The organism is Hominiventricola filiformis, assembly GCF_020686965.1.
Classification (GTDB): domain Bacteria; phylum Bacillota; class Clostridia; order Lachnospirales; family Lachnospiraceae; genus Hominiventricola; species Hominiventricola filiformis.
On the sequence record NZ_JAJEPS010000005.1, the window covers coordinates 44,860 to 64,225 of the forward strand.

12 protein-coding genes are annotated in these 19,366 nt (G+C 44.2%); 9 read left to right on the plus strand and 3 right to left on the minus strand.

Annotation, left to right across the window (positions count from 1 at the left end):
* Positions 1 to 2 precede the first annotated feature (2 nt).
* Positions 3 to 2,021, plus strand: a complete 2,019-nt coding sequence (locus tag LKD36_RS06670; protein WP_308459150.1) for a sensor histidine kinase — start codon at positions 3 to 5, stop codon at positions 2,019 to 2,021.
* A gap of 71 nt (positions 2,022 to 2,092) precedes the next feature.
* Entirely contained in the window at positions 2,093 to 4,381 is a 2,289-nt protein-coding gene (locus tag LKD36_RS06675) for a hydratase (RefSeq protein ID WP_308459151.1), read from the plus strand.
* A gap of 32 nt (positions 4,382 to 4,413) precedes the next feature.
* Here LKD36_RS06675 and LKD36_RS06680 read toward each other — a convergent pair whose 3' ends face one another.
* Genes LKD36_RS06680 through LKD36_RS06690 form a run of 3 tightly spaced genes read right to left on the minus strand, consistent with a single transcriptional unit; the run spans position 4,414 to position 8,936 of the window.
* Positions 4,414 to 5,850 (minus strand): sensor histidine kinase, encoded by a 1,437-nt coding sequence (locus LKD36_RS06680; RefSeq protein WP_308459152.1) that lies wholly within the window; start codon positions 5,848 to 5,850, stop codon positions 4,414 to 4,416.
* On the minus strand, positions 5,850 to 6,545 hold the full coding sequence (locus tag LKD36_RS06685; protein ID WP_118770472.1) for a response regulator transcription factor: 696 nt from the start codon (positions 6,543 to 6,545) through the stop codon (positions 5,850 to 5,852). The genes LKD36_RS06680 and LKD36_RS06685 overlap by 1 nt, the downstream gene beginning before the upstream one ends.
* A gap of 15 nt (positions 6,546 to 6,560) precedes the next feature.
* The gene (locus tag LKD36_RS06690) at positions 6,561 to 8,936 is read right to left on the minus strand and encodes an endonuclease MutS2 (RefSeq protein WP_308459153.1); all 2,376 of its coding nucleotides are present in this window, start codon (positions 8,934 to 8,936) and stop codon (positions 6,561 to 6,563) included.
* Between the two features lie 133 nt (positions 8,937 to 9,069).
* On the opposite strand from LKD36_RS06690, the gene LKD36_RS06695 reads away from it, so the two are divergent.
* The 7 genes from LKD36_RS06695 to LKD36_RS06725 all read left to right on the plus strand — a co-directional run bounded on the left by LKD36_RS06695 (position 9,070) and on the right by LKD36_RS06725 (position 19,366).
* Positions 9,070 to 10,344, plus strand: a complete 1,275-nt coding sequence (locus tag LKD36_RS06695) for a S1C family serine protease (protein WP_308459154.1) — start codon at positions 9,070 to 9,072, stop codon at positions 10,342 to 10,344.
* A 12-nt stretch (positions 10,345 to 10,356) separates the two neighbouring features.
* Complete coding sequence (locus LKD36_RS06700; RefSeq protein WP_308459155.1) at positions 10,357 to 11,301, plus strand: 3'-5' exoribonuclease YhaM family protein; 945 nt, start codon at positions 10,357 to 10,359, stop codon at positions 11,299 to 11,301.
* Between the two features lie 3 nt (positions 11,302 to 11,304).
* The gene (gene rlmD, locus LKD36_RS06705) at positions 11,305 to 12,666 is read left to right on the plus strand and encodes a 23S rRNA (uracil(1939)-C(5))-methyltransferase RlmD (protein ID WP_308459156.1); all 1,362 of its coding nucleotides are present in this window, start codon (positions 11,305 to 11,307) and stop codon (positions 12,664 to 12,666) included.
* 215 nt (positions 12,667 to 12,881) lie between these two features.
* Positions 12,882 to 14,207 carry a hypothetical protein gene (locus tag LKD36_RS06710; RefSeq protein ID WP_308459157.1) on the plus strand — a complete coding sequence of 442 codons (1,326 nt, stop codon included), beginning with the start codon at positions 12,882 to 12,884 and terminating at the stop codon, positions 14,205 to 14,207.
* A 572-nt stretch (positions 14,208 to 14,779) separates the two neighbouring features.
* Positions 14,780 to 16,903, plus strand: coding sequence for a penicillin-binding transpeptidase domain-containing protein (locus LKD36_RS06715; RefSeq protein ID WP_308459158.1), 2,124 nt, complete (start codon positions 14,780 to 14,782; stop codon positions 16,901 to 16,903).
* On the plus strand, positions 16,851 to 18,092 hold the full coding sequence (locus tag LKD36_RS06720; protein WP_308459159.1) for a DUF6070 family protein: 1,242 nt from the start codon (positions 16,851 to 16,853) through the stop codon (positions 18,090 to 18,092). Before LKD36_RS06715 ends, LKD36_RS06720 begins: the two co-directional genes overlap by 53 nt.
* Positions 18,092 to 19,366, plus strand: coding sequence for a DUF6070 family protein (locus tag LKD36_RS06725; protein ID WP_308459160.1), 1,275 nt, complete (start codon positions 18,092 to 18,094; stop codon positions 19,364 to 19,366). The genes LKD36_RS06720 and LKD36_RS06725 overlap by 1 nt, the downstream gene beginning before the upstream one ends.

A 19,366-nucleotide genomic window follows, 5' to 3' on the forward strand; every position in this document is an offset into this window, starting at 1 on the left:
CTATGAAAAAGAAACATATATCCTTATTAAGAGGAATTGCCGTATGTGTAAATGCAGCGGCTGCAGCAGTGCTGGCAGTTGGTTTTGTTGCCGGTATGCGGGCTGGATACGGAAGTGAAACCTGGAAAGAAATTCTGGGGGGAAAGAATTATGTGGAAACTGCAGAATTTCAGGAACAGGCAGCATCTTCAGTGTATGATGCACTTGAAGCAGCAGTAAGAGACAGCCGGATGGAAAAGGATGGTCAGTATGATCCCCAGAGAATTATCCGGCTCAGAGATTATCTGGACAATGGCACAATTTATGACGAGATGCCGGAAAAAGAAAAAGGAAATGGCATCTGTTACCGGCTTGGAGATTTATATCAGTGGAGTCTGAAAGGAACATCATATTCGGATGACGTATTGAATGAATCGTACAAGCCGCTTTTTTATGGAAGCATTCAGGAGTACTGCAACGAATGCGACGAGGAATACAAAGCTGTTGTAGATCAGCTTGTGAAATCCATGAAACAGATTCAGAGGGAAGTAGCTCTTTATCAGGAGCAGCAGAAGAACTGGTCGGCACAGGCCACGAATGTGCGGTATCTGTTGTGGGATCTTGGAAATGGAAATGTATATACCAATGTAGATTCCTTGCAGAGTGAGAACTCCCAGGATACATTTGCTGCCTATTTCAAGAGCCTGGGAAGTTATTATATCTATGACAGCCGGACGATCAGTGTAGCACAGCAGAATGTGGGAGATTATTATTCCTATAATACCCATGATCTGCTGGAAGGATGGAATATACATCTGGCAGGGGAATATCTGGTTTATGTGGGGATTGATACTACATTTCCGGCAACAGATGTGTTATCAGCGGCAGCACAGAAATACCAGGAAGCGGATCAGAATCTGCAGCCCTATATTTTACCTATGGTGGCAGCAGCTGTGCTGCTTGTAGTAACAGCTATCTGGATTTTGGTACTGCTTTTACGTCTCTTATGGAATATGGCACTGGTGATTCTGAATCATGCGGGTATCGTAATGCGGGTCAGCATCTGCTTTGTCAGTTATCTGCTCCTTCAGATCCTGCTTTGGGTGCTGTCTGGAAAAGGTGTCTTGTCCGTTGCCATGCTGGCAGGAGTTAATCTGGTGGTACTGGCAGTATTGGTAACAGATGGTATGCAGCGCCAGAAACTGTTGACTGCAATACAGGAAATTAATTCTGAAGAAGGGAATACGCGGATTTCGGAGAGCGGTTTGTTTGCTATAAACCGACAGATGGCAGCTGCCGTCAATGATCTGGGGGATGGACTGCGGCATGCTCTACAGGAGCAGATGAAAAGTGAGCGAATGAAGGCGGATCTGATCACCAATGTGTCCCATGACTTGAAGACACCGCTTACTTCGATTATCAATTATGTGGATCTTCTGAAACGAGAGGAGCTTCATAATGAAAAAGCCAATGAATATTTGGAAGTGCTGGATCAGAAGTCCCAAAGACTCAAACAATTGACGGAAGATCTGGTGGAGGCGTCAAGAGCCAGCTCCGGCAATGTGGTGTTGGACATTCGACGAATTGATGTAAAGGAGCTGCTCATGCAGACCAGCGGTGAATTCGTGGAGCGATTTGAGGCGAGAGGGCTTCAGTTGATAGAAAATTTCCCACAGAATCCCCAGTATGTAGACGCAGACGGCAGGCGGCTGTGGAGAATTATTGAAAATCTTTTCCGTAATGTGGAAAAGTATGCCATGCCTCATACAAGGGTTTATCTGGATCTGATTAATGATGGAGATCGGGTGGCCTTTTCCCTTAAAAATATTTCGGAGAATCCTTTAAATATTTCTCCGGAAGAACTGACCGAACGATTTACCAGAGGAGATGAATCAAGAAGCACGGAAGGCAGTGGACTGGGCCTGTCCATTGCCAAGGATCTGACAGAAATTCAAAAAGGAACTTTTGAGATTTATCTGGATGGAGATCTTTTCAAAGTGACGGTAAGTTTTCCAATTGCATCGGAAACTGCCGAGAGTTAGGTATTGCTTTTCTTTGAAACGTCTTGTATAATTGTATACAATTATGCAAGACGTTTTTTATGGAGGTGTCTATGATTCAGTTATATGATGGCGGTGCTTACGTCCTCAACGGAACGGAAATCATTGCCGATACAGTGGAAAGTGCATCCATCCTGGCCGGAAAGCTGGGAAGTGTTCCGGAGAAGGAAGAAGCTAAGAAACAGACCATTGCCTATGGAATTTTAAAAGCGCATAATACGTCAGACAACATGGACAAACTGAAAATCCGGTTTGACAAGCTGACGTCCCATGATATTACGTTTGTGGGAATTATTCAGACGGCCCGTGCATCAGGTCTTGAGAAATTTCCCATGCCCTATGTTCTGACGAACTGCCATAACAGTCTTTGTGCAGTAGGAGGAACGATTAACGAAGATGATCATATGTTTGGACTGACCTGTGCCAAAAAGTACGGCGGCATGTATGTACCGCCTCATCAGGCCGTTATCCATCAGTTTGCAAGAGAAATGCTGGCAGGCGGCGGGAAGATGATTCTTGGTTCTGACAGCCACACCCGTTACGGTGCCCTGGGAACCATGGCCATGGGCGAGGGCGGTCCGGAGCTGGTAAAACAGCTGTTGAACCAGACCTATGATATTTCCATGCCGGGTGTGGTAGGTGTTTATCTGACGGGAAGTCCCATGAAGGGGGTTGGTCCCCAGGACGTGGCCCTCGCTATTATCAAAGCGGTATTTGAGTGCGGTTATGTCAATAATAAAGTCATGGAGTTCATCGGTGACGGTGTTGCAAACTTAAGTGCAGATTTCCGTATCGGTGTGGACGTTATGACTACAGAGACCACCTGTCTGTCTTCCATCTGGAGAACCGATGAGAAGATTCAGGAGTTTTATGAAATTCACGGAAGAGCAGACGATTACAAAGAGCTGAATCCGGGACCGGCAGCTTATTATGACGGCATGATCGTTGTTAATTTGAGTGAGATCAAACCGATGATTGCCATGCCGTTCCATCCGAGCAATGCGTATACCATTGAAGAGCTGAATGCAAATCTTGACGATATTCTGGCAGACTGTGAAGCCCGCGGAAGAGTCAGCCTTGGCGACCAGGTACATTTCTCACTGAGAGATAAGGTAAGAAATGGAAAACTCTATGTGGATCAGGGAATCATTGCCGGATGTGCAGGCGGTGGATTTGAAAATATTTGTGCAGCGGCAGATATCCTGAAGGGCAGAAGCATCGGTGCCGATGAATTTACGTTAAGCGTTTACCCGGCATCCATGCCGGTTTATATGGAACTGATTAAAAATGGTTCCGCAGCCATGCTGATGGAGACCGGAGCTGTCCTTAAGACCGCATTCTGCGGACCTTGTTTCGGTGCAGGCGATACGCCGTCCAATAATGGCTTCAGTATCCGTCATTCCACCAGAAACTTCCCGAACCGTGAAGGTTCCAAGCTGCAGAATGGTCAGATTGCGTCTGTGGCACTGATGGATGCCCGTTCCATTGCTGCGACAGCGGCCAACAAGGGTTATCTGACAGCCGCAACGGATCTGGATGTAGAGTTCCGCAACCCGAAATACTTCTTTGATAAGAAGATCTATGAGAATCGTGTCTTTGACAGCAAAGGAGTGGCAGATCCTTCCGTGGAGATTCACTTTGGTCCGAATATTAAAGACTGGCCGGCCATGAGTGCGCTGCCAGAGTATCTGGTGCTGAAAGTCGTATCCGAAATTCATGATCCAGTCACTACAACGGATGAGCTGATTCCATCCGGTGAGACTTCTTCTTATCGTTCCAATCCGCTGGGACTGGCAGAATTTACCCTGTCCAGAAAAGATCCGGAGTATGTAGGTCGTGCAAAAGAGATCCAGAAAGCCCAGAAAGCCATCGAAGCAGGCAATTGTCCTTTAGATGCGGTACCTGAGCTGAAGACGGTTATGGATGCGGTACATACCAAATATCCGGAAGCAGGAAAAGGAAATCTCGGCGTGGGAAGTACGATCTTCGCTGTAAAACCGGGAGATGGTTCTGCAAGAGAGCAGGCAGCTTCCTGCCAGAAAGTATTGGGCGGTTGGGCGAATATTGCCAACAGCTATGCCACCAAGCGTTATCGTTCCAACCTCATTAACTGGGGTATGCTGCCATTCCTTATTGACGAGGGAGAGCTGCCCTTCAAGAACGGAGATTATCTCTTTGTTCCTCATATTACCGAAGCAGTGAAAAACGGGGCAAAAGAATTGGAAGCTTATGTGGTAAAAGATGGACAGCTTCATGCATTTATTCTGAAACTCGGTGAGATGACACCGGAAGAAAGAGAGATCATTTTGAAAGGATGCCTGATCAATTATAATCGGGTATAAAGATATCAATAGAAAAAAGAGGATGAGGAATCTTAGGATTCCCCATCCTCTTTTTCTGCTTTGCTGAGAGAAAAAATAAATTCTGTACCGACGCCTTCCGTACTGACGACATTAATATTTTCACCATGTAGTTGGATAATTTCTTTTACGATGGCAAGGCCGAGACCGGTGCCTTTTTTGTCTTTTCCGCGGGAGAGATCTGTCTTATAGAAACGTTCCCAGATTTTTTTCAGGCTGTTTTTTGGAATACCGATGCCGGTATCCCGGACAGAAACAAATATTTTTTCATACTTGCTGGTGGTTTCTACTGTGATGGTGGAATCTGCGTGGCTGAATTTGATGGCATTATCAATCAGGTTGTAGAGTACCTGCTGAATCTTGCCTTTGTCGGCATAGACGAAAGAATGCCATTCGGGAAAAAGCAGGTCAATGGTAATATGCTTTGAAGTACAGGTGCCTTCAAAAGTGGCAGCTGTATTTTTTATGACTGTATTAATGTCAAATTCTGTTTTATTCAGCCGGTTCTGCTTTGGATCCATGGAGTTGAGGACCAGAAGGCTGCTGGTAAGGCCAGTCAGCCGTTCTGTCTCCCGGAGCACAATATTCAAGTATTTTTCCTGCAGTTCGGGAGGAATGGTTCCGTCCAGAATTGCCTCAATATAGCCTTTGATGGAGGTCAGCGGTGACCGGAAATCGTGGGAGACGTTGGAAATCAGTTTTCTCTGGTCTTCGTCATAATCTCTGAGGGCTCCTGCCATGAAATCCATGGTATGAGACAAATAGCCGAGTTCATCCTCGCGATCCAGGCTGATAGGTTTTTCAAAATTCCCGACGGCATAATCTCCGGCTGCCCGGCGCAGTTTTCGGAGCGGCCGGTATATGATCAGCCAGTTGGAGATGACAAACAGAAGCGCCAGCACCATAATGGCAAGGAATGTAAGGTAGTAGGGCAGCAAATAGCTCTCTTTTTCGTGGGTCAGCACGGTCAGCGGGACATGGATGGCAATGTAGCCGCGGACATGATAATCATGGGAGACCGGAATCAGAACGCTTAAAGTCTCCTCAGAGAACATGTGAAAAAAGTTACCGGTCGTATAGTAGCTTCCGTCGGGAAGGACGGAAGTGAATTCTGGGATTTCCTGATGATTTCTGGAAACGGACGCATCGGAGGAATCCAAAATCAGTTCGCCGTCCGTGTTAATCAGCCAGATCTTTGCATTCAGATAGATGCCGATAGCGCGAAGATGAGACTGGACGGAGGTCAGATTTTTCCGGTCATTCTGCTGTTCAAAATAATTTCCTACATACTGGTCGGACATGTAGATCCCCTCCTGGTAAAAAGCAGATGCTTTTTCCACGACAACCTGTTTCATGATCAAATTGGAGGTCACAGTGGAGATCAGGAAAAAGCAGCCGATGCCGAACAGCAAGTAGGAAAGAATGTATTTCTTGGTCAGTGTCAGGTGCATTATTTCACCTCGAATTTATAGCCGATTCCCCATACAGTTGCCAGTCTCCAGGCCTCGTGATCCTTGATTTTTTCACGAAGTCTTTTGATATGAACATCCACAGTCCGGGTATCACCGATATATTCATAGCCCCAGATATGGTCCAGAAGCTGCTCCCGTGTAAATACCTGGTTGGGAGAGGATGCCAGAAAATAGAGAAGTTCCAGCTCCTTTGGTGGCATATCCACGCGTTCGTTTCTGTAGATAACGGAGTAGTTGGTCTGGTTGATAATCAGATCAGGGTACTGTACCAGTTTTGCAATCGGTGTGGCTTCTGACGGAGACGGATTGAAGCGGCGCAGAACTGCTTTGACACGGGCAACCAGCTCTTTGGAATCAAAGGGTTTGATCATGTAGTCATCAGCGCCCAGCTCCAGTCCGAGAACTTTATCGAAGACTTCACCTTTAGCTGAGAGCATGATGATCGGCGTGTTGGAACGTCTGCGGATCTCCCTACAGACCTGATAGCCGTCCATGCCGGGAAGCATTAGATCCAGAAGAATCAGGTTTGGTTGGAAGGTGTCAAATACTTGCAGTGCCTGCTCGCCGTCTTCTACGATCTGTACTTCATAGAATTCCTTTGTAAGGTACAGAGAGATCAGTTCCGCAATGTTGGAATCATCGTCCACAATTAATATTTTCTGTTTGGTAGCCATATTGGAAGATCTCCTTTATTTAAATTCAGCAATGGTAACTCCGGCATCACCTTCGCCGAAGGTACCAAGTCGGTAGCTCTTGATATATTTGCAGCGTTTCAGATGCTGTTGAACGGCAGTCCTGAGAGCGCCGGTCCCTTTTCCGTGGACAATTCGCACGCTTGGAACATGTGCCAGATAAGCATCATCCAGATATTTGTCGAGATGCCCCATTGCCTCATCGACAGTCATGCCGATCAGGTTGATCTCGGTACTGATAAGAGCGGACTTGGACATCCTGATCTTACCGCTTCCCGACATGCTTTTGGATGCGGCGAGATTTTCTGCCTCTCCGATGAATTCCAGATCACGTACATTGACCTGGGAACGGAGAATGCCCATCTGAACAAAAAGATCCCCTTTTGCATTTGGCAGGGTACTGACTGTTCCTTCCAGATTCAGACTTAATACCCGTACCTTATCTCCGATGTGCAGTTTGTCTGCCTTTACTTTTTTCTTCGGTTTTGCAGTGGTCGTGGACTGGCTCTTTGACTGGGCCGCATCAATCTTTTCGCGCAGGCGGGAACGTTGCTGTTCCATATCTTTGATAGAAATATTGGCTTTTCCGAATTTATGGAAATTCTTGATGGTTTCGTCTGCATAGTCTTTTGCTTCCTGCAGAATGGCAGCGGCCTTATCGTTGGCATCTTTCAGGAGTTTTTCTTTGCGCTGATCAATATTTTCCTGCTTCTTCTGGAGTTCATTGCGCAGCTTGCGGATTTCTTCTTTGTAGCTTTGAATCTCCATCTGCTCCTTTTCCAAGGTGACGCGGCTGTGCTCCAGTTCGGCGATGATGTCTTCAAAGCTGATATCTTTGGCGCTCAGATGTTTCTTTGCATCTTCGATGAGAAAATCCGGAAGGCCGAGGCGGGAAGAGATAGCAAATGCATTACTCTTTCCGGGAATACCAATCAGAAGACGGTAAGTCGGACGTAAGGATTCCACATCAAATTCACAGCAGGCATTTTCAACACCTTCCGTCGAAAGTGCATAGACTTTCAGCTCACTGTAGTGGGTGGTTGCCATGGTTCGAATCCCCTGCTTCTGCAGATGATCAAGAATGGAGACAGCCAGTGCGGCACCCTCTGTCGGATCGGTACCGGCACCAAGCTCGTCGAAAAGTACCAAAGAGTTGGTATCCATATTTTTCAGGATACTTACAATGGTCGTCATATGGGAGGAAAAAGTACTGAGACTCTGTTCAATGCTCTGCTCATCTCCGATATCTGCAAAGACATCGCCAAAAACACCGAGTTCGGAACCTTCAAAGGCCGGGATATGAAGTCCTGCCTGTCCCATCAGGGTAAAGAGTCCCACTGTTTTCAGAGAAACCGTCTTGCCACCGGTGTTCGGTCCGGTGATGATAAGGAGACGGAAATCATCTCCCAGACGGACGGTGACCGGGACTACTTTTTTCGGATCCAGAAGGGGATGACGACCTTCTTTGATGTTGATCCGGCGCTGGTCATTGAAGACTGGACGGACTGCGTTCATCTCCTTAGCCAGAATGGCTTTTGCAAAAATGAAATCCAGCTCTACGAGAACGTCATAGTCACCGGAAATCTGGTCTGCATATGCCGCTGTTTTTTCGCTTAATTCTGACAGAATTTTTTCAATCTCCTGCTGTTCTTTCAGGAGAAGCTCTTTGAAGTCATTATTCAGTTTCACGACTGCCATGGGCTCGATGAAAAGGGTAGAGCCGGTCGCACTCTGGTCATGGATCATTCCTGGTACCTGGCTTCTGTGTTCAGCCTTGACCGGAAGGCAGTAACGTCCGTCACGCATAGTGATCACGGCATCCTGCAGGTAAGTGCGGACTGCTCCGTTGACCATGGCATTCAGGGTGTTATGCACTTTGTCATTCATCTGACGCATGGAACGGCGGATAGAAAAGAGTGCAGAGCTGGCATCATCGGCCATCTCGTCATCCGCAAGGATACAGCGGCGGATCTCTGAGCAGAGGGACGGAATCGGGTCGAGAAATTCAAAAGATTCATCAAGAGAATCTGCTTTTTCGTCCTCTCTCTCGTGGGCACCGTACTTCTGCACCTGCCCGGCAGTCTCCAGAAGGGACATAATCTGGCGCAGTTCACCCATTCCGAGAATACCGCCGATCTCCAGACGTTTTATAGAGCCGCGGATATCACGGATACCTCCGAAGGAGATACTTCCCTTTTGCCAGATCCGGCGAAGCGCGTCGGCGGTCTGCGTCTGAGCACGCTCAATTTCCCAGAGGGACGTGACGGGGACAAGTTCCGTACATTTCTTTTTGGCTCCCACGGATGCGGCATGTTCTGTTAATCTATGAATAATTTTGTCAAATTCGAGTGTTTTTAAAGCTTTCTGATTCATAAAATCCTCCCATTATGAAACTATTTTACTCCATTTGCATAGGAAAGGAAAGCGTAAATTATGGACATCAATTCTAAAAAATAGTATAATGAGCGCAAGTGAGTCCGACAGTATTTCCCAGATGGAGGTTTATATGGGAGAGGAAAAAAGAGACAGAGATGCTGAATTCTCGTTTATGAAAGAAAAGATCAAGGAGCAGCCGTTGTACCGAAACCCCTGGCTCAGAAGGATTGCGACGGCAGTGATCTGTGGTTTTCTCTTTGCGTTGGCTGCGGTAGCAGTCTGGGCTTTTGTGTTGCCCTGGGTGCGGTTCAGAACAGAGAAGCAGGAAGTGAAGCAGTTTGAGCTCCCGGCGGAGGAGACGACAGTGGAAGAAGACGTGACGGAGACAGAAGAGGAATCTCCGATCTATATTACAGAGACGGTCAGCATGGAGGTGGAGGACTATCGGAAACTTTATCAGCAGCTCATGCAGCTGGGAAACCAGGTAGAGAAAAGCCTTGTCAATATTGCGGCAGTAAGTACGGATACAGATTGGTTTGACGAAACCTATACGACGCAGAATTCTGTCTGCGGAACGGTTGTGGGTGATAACGGAGTAGAGCTTCTGATTCTTACGGAATATGCAGAGATCAGCAATGGGGATCAACTTCTGGTTACATTTTTTGATCACACAACTGCATCAGGAACGCTCAAAAAATATGACAGAAACACGGGACTAGCAGTAGTCAGTGTCAATCTGGGAGATATTGAAGACGGAACCAGAGAGCTGGTACAAGGAGTGGAAGTTGGTTCCTCCAGGTCTGTCCGCAGTGGGGAACCGGTTATTGCGGTAGGAAGTCCTATGGGAACATTTGGTTCTGTTCTTTTTGGAAATCTCACATCGGTATCTCAGTCGGCAGAACTTTATGACAGCGCATATAATATACTGACGACAAATATTGCAGGGGTGGACAGCGGAAGCGGTGTGCTCGTTAATCTGGATGGAAAAGTGATTGGATTTATCCAGAATCAGTGCGAAGTACAGGCACAGAAAGATACCATTCAGGCATATGGAATATCGGATCTGAAGGAAGTAATTGAACATCTGTCCAATAATCAGGATATCGTATACATGGGAATTGTAGGAGCAGATGTGACGACAGCCATATCGGAAACAGAGAATATTCCCATAGGAGTGTATGTATCAGAAGTGCAGTTAAATTCGCCGGCAATCCGTGCGGGTATCCAGCCGGGTGATATTATTACGTCAATCAGCGGACAGCCGGTTACCAATCAGAAGGACATGATGTCTGTATTATTAAAATGTGCAGATGGGCAGAGCATTCAGGTAGTATGTGAGCGTCCATCCAAGACAGAATACCAGGAACTGACTTTTACGGTAGAATTGAAGGTTCTGGAAAAGTAAAGAGGAGAAATTATGAAATATATTGAAAGTTTTCGGGAAGGCGAACGCGTTTCCGGTATTTATCTGTGTAAATTCCGCCAGAGTGCGCTTACCAAAGCAGGAAAATCTTATGAGAACCTGATTTTTCAGGATAAAACAGGAACGATCGACAGCAAAATCTGGGATCCGAATTCCGGTGGAATCGAAGATTTTGATGCAATGGATTATGTGGATATCGTGGCAGATGTGACGATGTTTCAGGGACAGCCGCAGCTGAATGTGAAGCGTGCGAGAAAGGCACGGGAGGGAGAATATAATCCGGCGGACTATCTTCCTGTGAGCAGCAAAGATATTGAAGTAATGTATAAAGAACTGCTCGGATTTGTGGCAAAAGTGAAAGATCCGTATCTTTCAAAGCTTCTGAAAAGTCTTTTTGTAGAAGATGTGGAGTTTGCAAAGGCATTTAAATTCAGCAGTGCAGCAAAAACAGTTCATCACGGTTTTGTGGGAGGACTTTTAGAGCATACCTTGAGCGTGACGAAACTTTGCGAATATTATGTAAACTATTATCCGATGATTAATGCAGATCTTCTGTATACTGCAGCAATGTGCCATGATATCGGAAAGGTATATGAACTGTCACCATTTCCGGAGAATGATTATACCGATGAAGGACAGCTGCTGGGACACATTATGATCGGTGCGGAGATGGTTGGTGACAGGATCCGTGACATTCCTGGATTTCCGATAAAACTGGGGAATGAGCTGAAGCACTGCATTCTGGCCCATCACGGAGAATTGGAATATGGTTCTCCGAAGAAACCGGCACTATTGGAAGCTGTTGCATTGAATTTTGCTGATAACACGGATGCACATTTACAAACGATGATTGAAGCGTTGACAGCAGCAGGAGAGAATCAGGGATGGCTGGGTTATAACCGGCTGTTTGAGTCTAATATCAGAAAGACGAGTAAGTAATTCATGAAAAAAGATGATATCATCGAACTGACAATCGAGGATCTGGGAATAGATGGTGAAGGAATCGGAAAAGCAGACGGCATGGCACTCTTTGTAAAAGATGCAGTGGTCGGAGACTGGATTCGTGCAAAGATTATGAAAATGAAAAAGAACTATGGTTATGCCCGTCTCCTGGAAGTGTTGGAACCGTCACCGGTACGGTGTACGCCCCGATGTGAATTTGCCCGCCAGTGCGGCGGCTGTCAACTGCAGGCAATGACCTATGAGGCACAGCTTGATTTCAAAGCGAAAAAAGTCTGGAATCATCTGACCCGTATCGGCGGTCTTACGGACCTTGCAGTGCCGGAGATCATAGGCATGGAAGATCCGTGGAGATACCGAAATAAAGCACAGTTCCCATTTGGTACTGACAAAGAAGGAAATGTAGTGACCGGATTCTATGCAGCCCGCTCCCATAACATCATTCCCTGTACGGAATGCTGGCTTGGTGTGGAGGAGAACCGTGAGATTCTGGAAAAGATTCTGGCTCATTTGAAGAAATTCCGGATTCCGGCCTATGATGAGAAGACAGGAAAGGGACTTCTGCGCCATGTGCTGATCCGTAAAGGTTTCACAACAGGAGAGGTGATGGTCTGTCTCATCCTCAACGGAAAAACCATGCCGAAGATGGAACAGCTGGTGGAATCCCTGCGGGAAATCCCTGGTATGACCAGTATCACCATCAATGTGAATACGAAAAATACCAATGTGATCATGGGTACCGAGATGATCTCTGTCTGGGGCCGGGATTACATTACGGATTATATTGGAAATATCAAATATCAGATTTCTCCCCTTTCTTTCTACCAGGTGAACCCAGTGCAGACCAGGAAACTGTATGAGACGGCACTGGAATATGCGGACCTAAAAGGAAATGAGACCGTCTGGGATCTCTACTGCGGTATCGGCACGATTTCCCTCTTCCTGGCGCAGAAAGCCGGAAAAGTCTATGGTGTGGAGATTGTGCCTGAGGCCATCGCGGATGCCAAAGTCAACGCAAAGCTCAATGGCATCACCAACGCAGAATTTTTCGTGGGAAAAGCAGAAGAAGTCCTTCCTGAGAAATATAAAAACGAGGGCATCTACGCCGATGTCATCGTCGTCGACCCGCCCCGCAAAGGCTGTGATCTTGCCGCATTGGAAACTATGGTGAAAATGCATCCAGAACGCATCGTGTACGTAAGCTGTGACTCCGCCACCCTGGCAAGAGATGTGAAGTGGCTGGGAGAACATGGTTATGAAGTGAAGAAAGTGAAGGCGTGCGATATGTTCCCGGGAACGGTGCACGTGGAGACGGTATGCCTTCTGTCGAGAAAAGCCCAATAAATCAAAGGTTTCTGCGATTTTAGAAGAAAAATGGATGTGTGTTTCTGTTTCCGTAGAGTGATGATATAATCGGAGGTTTACCCCAGGGGATTGGCTTTGGAGAGCGGGAGATATACATTTTGGCGAAAGGATACTTTTTAGCAAAAGTGGTTTTACAGCGTTGGAATATGAGAAAATGATTACTGAATTGCAAACTAAAAAGTAGGAAGAGTATTATGGAAAGATTTGCGGGTAAGAAGTGGAAAGATGTAGAGGAAAACTATAAGAAAGAATTGTTAGAAAATGCAATATGTAGAGACTGTAGGGTGGGCAGCCCATTATTGAATGGAGAAGGAATGGTTGCTTTTGCAGAAACACTTGCAGTTATGGGAAGTGTGTGTGATGGTGTCATTAAAGTGGATGGTGAAGCGGTTTTATATAATCCTTGTATAGGTAATAATGGAGAACCAATAAGCCAAAAGGAATTGGATGCAATGTTTGAAGAATATAAAATGGGTTTGGAAGATAACTTTGAAGATCAAATATATCAATTTGAGAGAAATTGTAAGAACAGTCCTCATGTTGTTTTGCTGGGGGCGGGAGCTAGTGTAGCCACCATACCAAATGGCGATAAAAATGGAAAAAAGATATCTGCAATGAAAGGCTTTATTGATAAGCTTGGGATGCGACCGGTTATATCAAGCATTAATATACAGACTACAAGTGACAATCTTGAAGATATTTACATGGAAATGTATGAAAGAAATGATTGTGAATTACAGCGTATTCAGCTAGAAGATGCTATAGAAAAATATTTCTGTGAATTTGAATTGCCGGATACACCTACAATTTATGATTATTTATTACTTAGTCTTACCAAAAAAGATTTGGTTGCAACTTTTAATTGGGATCCTTTGTTAGTTGAAGCATATACAAGATGTACAAGAATAACTAATAACTTACCACAGATGGCATTCTTGCATGGGAATGTTGCTATTGCAACATGTGAGAAAGATATGGTATTAGGAAGTCCTTATGCTCGTTGTTCTCGCTGTGGAGAGATGCTAAAGAAAGTTCCGTTACTATATCCTATTAAGGAGAAGAATTATAATTTGAATCCCTATATTTCTATGAGTTGGATACAATTGGAGCAGTATTTGCAGATAGCATACAGGCTCACGATTTTTGGATATAGCGCACCCAAAAGTGATCAGGCGGCTATAGATATGTTAAAACAAGCATGGGGAGCAGTAGAAGATAGAAACTTAGAGGAAATAGAAATTATTGATATTCGTCCAGAAGAAGATGTGATTAAGTCTTGGGAGGATTTTATACATACGCATCATTATTCTGTATTTGATAATTTTTTTGATTCTGCATTAGGAAAATTCCCTAGAAGAACATGTGAATTGCTGTTTGATAACACTCAAATGAATCGCTGGATTCATGGAAATAGAGGATTTAAAAGAGGAATGAGTTTTGAAGAGTTAGAAGTCTATTTAAAAGATTTACTGCAGAATGAAAATGAAGGTAAGGAAATATTGAATGATCCTTATGTATAGAAGTTAAGGGTGGATTGTTAGAGTATGAGGATAAGAATGTTGCCCCACTTTGAAAACCTATTGCATACTTTCGCTATGCAGTATAAAATCAAAGTTCAGGGGAATATTGAAACCGTTTGTCTGTTTTCAAAGAAACCTTGATTTTCTGCGGTTTGTGGGATAATAAAGAAAGATAATGGACGTGTGTTTTCTGGTCTTTTGAATGAAACATTTGAATATTGAAACAGTGGGGTGGTTTGAAACTTACTGAATAATAGGCTTTTGCTAAAAGGTATCACTTTTGCGAAAATGTATGATACTTCTCGGCAGGAGCCTTTTTATATAAAGATAACTTGACTTCCAAATCTTACTGATGTAATATTTACACAAGTGCAGAAGGATTGCGGACGAAATTTTTTTACCACGAAATCTTACGCATGTAATAAGAAGGAAGGAGGAATGCATAGTACGATATACCAAGCAAAGTGAAAATTTTTTGCCTAAAAATCTTACAAATGTAATATTTTGAAGATATAGTGTACATTGAAAATAGAATATGACCATATCAGCAATGAAAATAAATGGAGGTCAATATGAAGAAAGGAAAAAGCAGAAACAAGCGAAAGAAAACAAGAAGCAGGCTCCTATGGATTGCGATTGCTGTTATAGGAATAGCTGCGGTAATTTCTGCGGTATGTGTGGCAGGAATGTTGGAAACAAAAGAAAATGCCTGGAGGACACCGGAAGAACTTCTGGTGGAGTACATGTATCATATCCCCAAAAAGGAATATGAAGAAATGTATGCGATGTTGCACGTTGAGGCATCGGGAAGTATCAGTCAGGAGGATTTCAAAAAACGCAACTCAGCTATTTATGAAGGCATAGAAGTCCAGAATATGGCTGTCCGGATTATTGCATATGACGAGGAGCAAATGACGGTAACCTACCAGACTTCTTTCGATACAGTTGCAGGAACTATCAGCTTTGAGAATGAAGCACTTTTCCTAAAAGACGAAGAAGGATATAAGTTGGTTTGGGATGATTCCATGATTTTTCGGAATCTAACTTCTACAGATAAAGTAAGAGTTTCCACTACACAGGCAGAACGAGGAGAAATTCTGGATAGGAACGGACGTGTCCTTGCAGGAAAAGGTACAGCATCTTCGGTTGGAATCGTTCCGGGAAAGTTGGAAAACAGAGAGGAAGCAATCGCACAGATTGCAGAACTATTGGAAATCACACCGGAAGCGATAGAAAAGAAACTGTCTGCAAAGTGGGTAAAGGATGATTCTTTTGTTCCTATTAAAACGATTCCAAGAGTGGAAGAAATTGAGTTAATGTCTATCAGTCCAGATGAAGAAGTCCTAAAGGAGAATGAAAGGCATGAAAAGTTGCTGGAGATTCCCGGAGTGATGATATCTGATGTTGAAGTGCGTGAATACCCATTAGGGGAAGCAGCTGCACATTTGGTCGGATATGTTCAAAGTGTTACTGCGGAAGATTTAGAGGAACATGCAGGAGAAGGCTATACAGCCAATAGTGTAATCGGTAGAAGTGGAATGGAGGGATTGTTCGAAAGTGAACTCAAAGGCCAGAACGGTTGCAGGATTTATATTGTAAACTCGGAAGGCAAAGAGAAGGAGGAACTTGCTTGCATCCTGGTACAGCATGGACAGGACATCCAGCTTACGATAGATACTGATTTACAGGTTTCCTTGTATGAGCAGTTTAAGGAAGATAAAAGCTGCTCGGTAGCCATGAATCCTTATACTGGAGAGGTATTGGCTTTGGTCAGCACACCAGCCTATGACAATAACGATTTTATTATGGGATTATCGAGTGAGCAGTGGACTGCACTTAACGAGGATGAGAATAAGCCAATGTATAATCGCTTCCGGCAAGTATGGTGTCCGGGGTCTACATTTAAGCCAATTACCGCTGCGGTCGGCTTGGAATCAGGAGCAATCGATCCAATGGAAGATTACGGTAACGTAGGCTTAAGCTGGCAAAAGGATGCATCGTGGGGGTCCTATTATGTAACAACACTCCATGCATATGAACCAGTCATTTTAGAGAATGCCCTGATATATTCCGACAATATTTATTTCGCAAAGGCAGCATTAAAGATTGGATCAGAAGAGATGGAGAGTTCTTTGACTGGACTTGGTTTTAATGAGGAATTGCCATTTGAGATTAAGATGGCAGAGTCGCAGTATTCTAATTCAGAGGGAATTGAAACAGAAATACAGTTAGCTGATAGCGGTTACGGTCAAGGGCAGGTTTTAGTGAATCCGTTACATATGGCTTGTATCTATTCTGCTTTCTGTAACGAGGGAAATGTCATAAAGCCTTATTTGGTATATAAGAATGAAGCAACAGCTGAGTATTGGATTCCGGGTGCCTTTTCTAATGAGACAGCAAGCCGTGTATTGGAAGGAACAAAGAAGGTTGTGAATGATTCTAATGGAACGGGATATGCAGCTCATCGGGATGACATTCTTTTAGCAGGAAAAACAGGTACGGCAGAAATCAAGGCATCGAAGGATGATATTTCGGGTACGGAATTAGGATGGTTTGCAATTTTTACAGCAGAAGATACGGTAGAACGTCCTATATTGATTATCAGCATGGTAGAAGATGTGAAAGGTAGAGGAGGAAGTGGATATGTTGTTAAGAAAGACGGCCTGGTCCTGGAAGAGTGGTTTAGCAGTAATTAGTTTTGTACTGATGCTTAGTGTTTCAGGGTGTAGCGATGCACCCCCGGAAGAAGATACAGTTTCGGAAACAGTAATTGATATTCAAGCTATTCCAGAAGATTCTAAGGAGAACGCAGAAGAAATTATAAACATCTGTATAGATCTTTATAAGAAGGCAGCAGAAGAAAACAAGATAGCTGATTTGGAAACGATTCGTAGTATTGTAAATTGCCTTGGAGAAAATGGATATCCGGCTGTTGACAGCAGAAATCAAATTAACATGACGGACCCAGAGAAGGTAGTGGAATTCTGCGAAAAGGTGGATGCACAGGAAGAAGCAGAAATAACAATTCTTGAAGTCAGTTATTTAGGCGGATTTGTAAAATACGATTTACACACAAAAGACGGAAATGTAGATGTGGTCAGAAGCTATTACAAGTACGAAAATGGAGATATACAAAGAGAGGTTACTGGAAGCTATCAGGCGGAGTATTGGAATTATACAGAAGAAGGTTACCTGATGTTTTCCGGTGTCTGGTTTTCAGAAGAATTGTATGTTCTTACATTGAGTGGGGCAGAGGAGCATACCGCATTGCGGGTACAGCCATTGGATGAAACATATCGGGAGTTGAGTCGGAAATATCTCCGCCCGATTGGCTTTGAACAGAATAACATGTTTATTGTGGATTGGAGTGAGGAGGATTTCGGGGCTTTGAATTTCTATGATATGTATGACATTCTCTATCCAAAAGTAAATGGTCAGTATGTTCCCTATATTGCAGATGACAACCTGGCAGTAAGTGCAGTTTATCGGATTCCAAAAGAGGAATTTGAAAGCGTTATTATGAAATATTTCAATATTGATAGTGAAACGCTGCAATCCAAAACCGTCTATTATTCGGAGGATTCAACTTATGAATATAAGCCGAGAGGCTTCGAAGAAGTAGAGTACCCGGAATATCCATATTCAGAGGTAGTCGATTTTACAGAAAACAGCGATGGGACAATTACACTTACAGCTAATGTAGTATTCCCTTATGCAGGTGATTCCAAGGTATATGCTCATGAGGTTGTGGTCCGCCCGTTAGAGGACGGAGGGGTACAATATGTATCCAATCAAATTATACCTTCCGAGGATAATTATGAGGAAACATGGCATACACCACGGTTGACGTTGGAAGAATGGGAAGAATTGTACGGAGGCGGATAATGGAAGATGTAAAATGGCTGCTTAGAAGATGTGGACTTCCGATTTTGCTGCTGTTGATTTTCGTGATAGCCGGAGTGTTTTGTTGGGGAAAATTGCATGCAGAAAAGCAAAAGGTGGCAGAAGAAGTATGGGAGCCACCTATAGAAATCGAAAATAGCGAAGCAGAAACAGAAGAAGCCGAGAATGCGGAAATTTCCACAGAGTCAGCATATTGGTTTATTCCGCAAGCCAGTGATGATCTCCTTTCAGAAAAGGAGAAGGAGCAGCTGCAGAGTACGGTTTTGTCAGCAGCAGAATCGGTCAGAGAAATCTATAAGGATATTGTAATTGCAGATGCACCAAGCTACTCTTCCGGTATTAATGAATTTACCCACGAGCAGAGGAAAGCCGTGGTGGAACAATTGGGCAGAAGCGGTTTGGTAAGTGTTGAAGAAGATACTGCCATGCAAAACCATGAAGTAATCGAAACATTTTATGCAGATTACTTGGATGGACGGGACTCGATGGTTACGGTATTTGAAGTATATAGAGATGGACTGATTGGAGCAGTTACCTTCATTTATCGGAAAGGTGAGCTGCAGACCTATTACATAGGAATTCGGTGGAAGGAAGGCGGTATACCAGAGATACAGGGAACTTTGGTAAGTAATGTGGCTGAGATTAAACTGACCGAAAAAGGATATTTTATCTACGCATATGAATATGTGATTGCACATGCAAGTTTGAGACAGTATTGGAGAATAGAACCGCTTCCGGAAGACTGTCGGGAATTGACGGAGAAATACATATCAGGACTAAGCTATGTGAATTACAATGTGCTTGTCACAAATTGGGACAGCAGCAATGTAGAGGACATTCTGATGCCTTGTATGTATGAAGATATTTATCGGATTTCTACGGGCGAAAATCTGAAAACTGAAGATTGGAAGATTCCGGCAGAGGAATATGAAAGGATAATGACTACTTATTTTCCGGTATCGGTAGAACAGTTGAGAGAGCATTGCGGGTATTCTGAGGGCAGCAACAGCTATGAATATGAGATGATTTATGCCAGCCCATACCCACCTTTTGGAGAGGTGGTTGACTATACAAAAAATGCGGATGGAACGATTACACTTATCGTAGATGGAGTATGGCCGGATTATAATTCTGATCTCGTTTTTCGGAATACGGTTGTGGTTCTGCCATTTGAAGACGGAACTTTCAGATACCTTTCCAATTCTATAGAACAAATTGAGTTGGAACTGCCGCCGATAGCAAGAAAGAAAGGATGA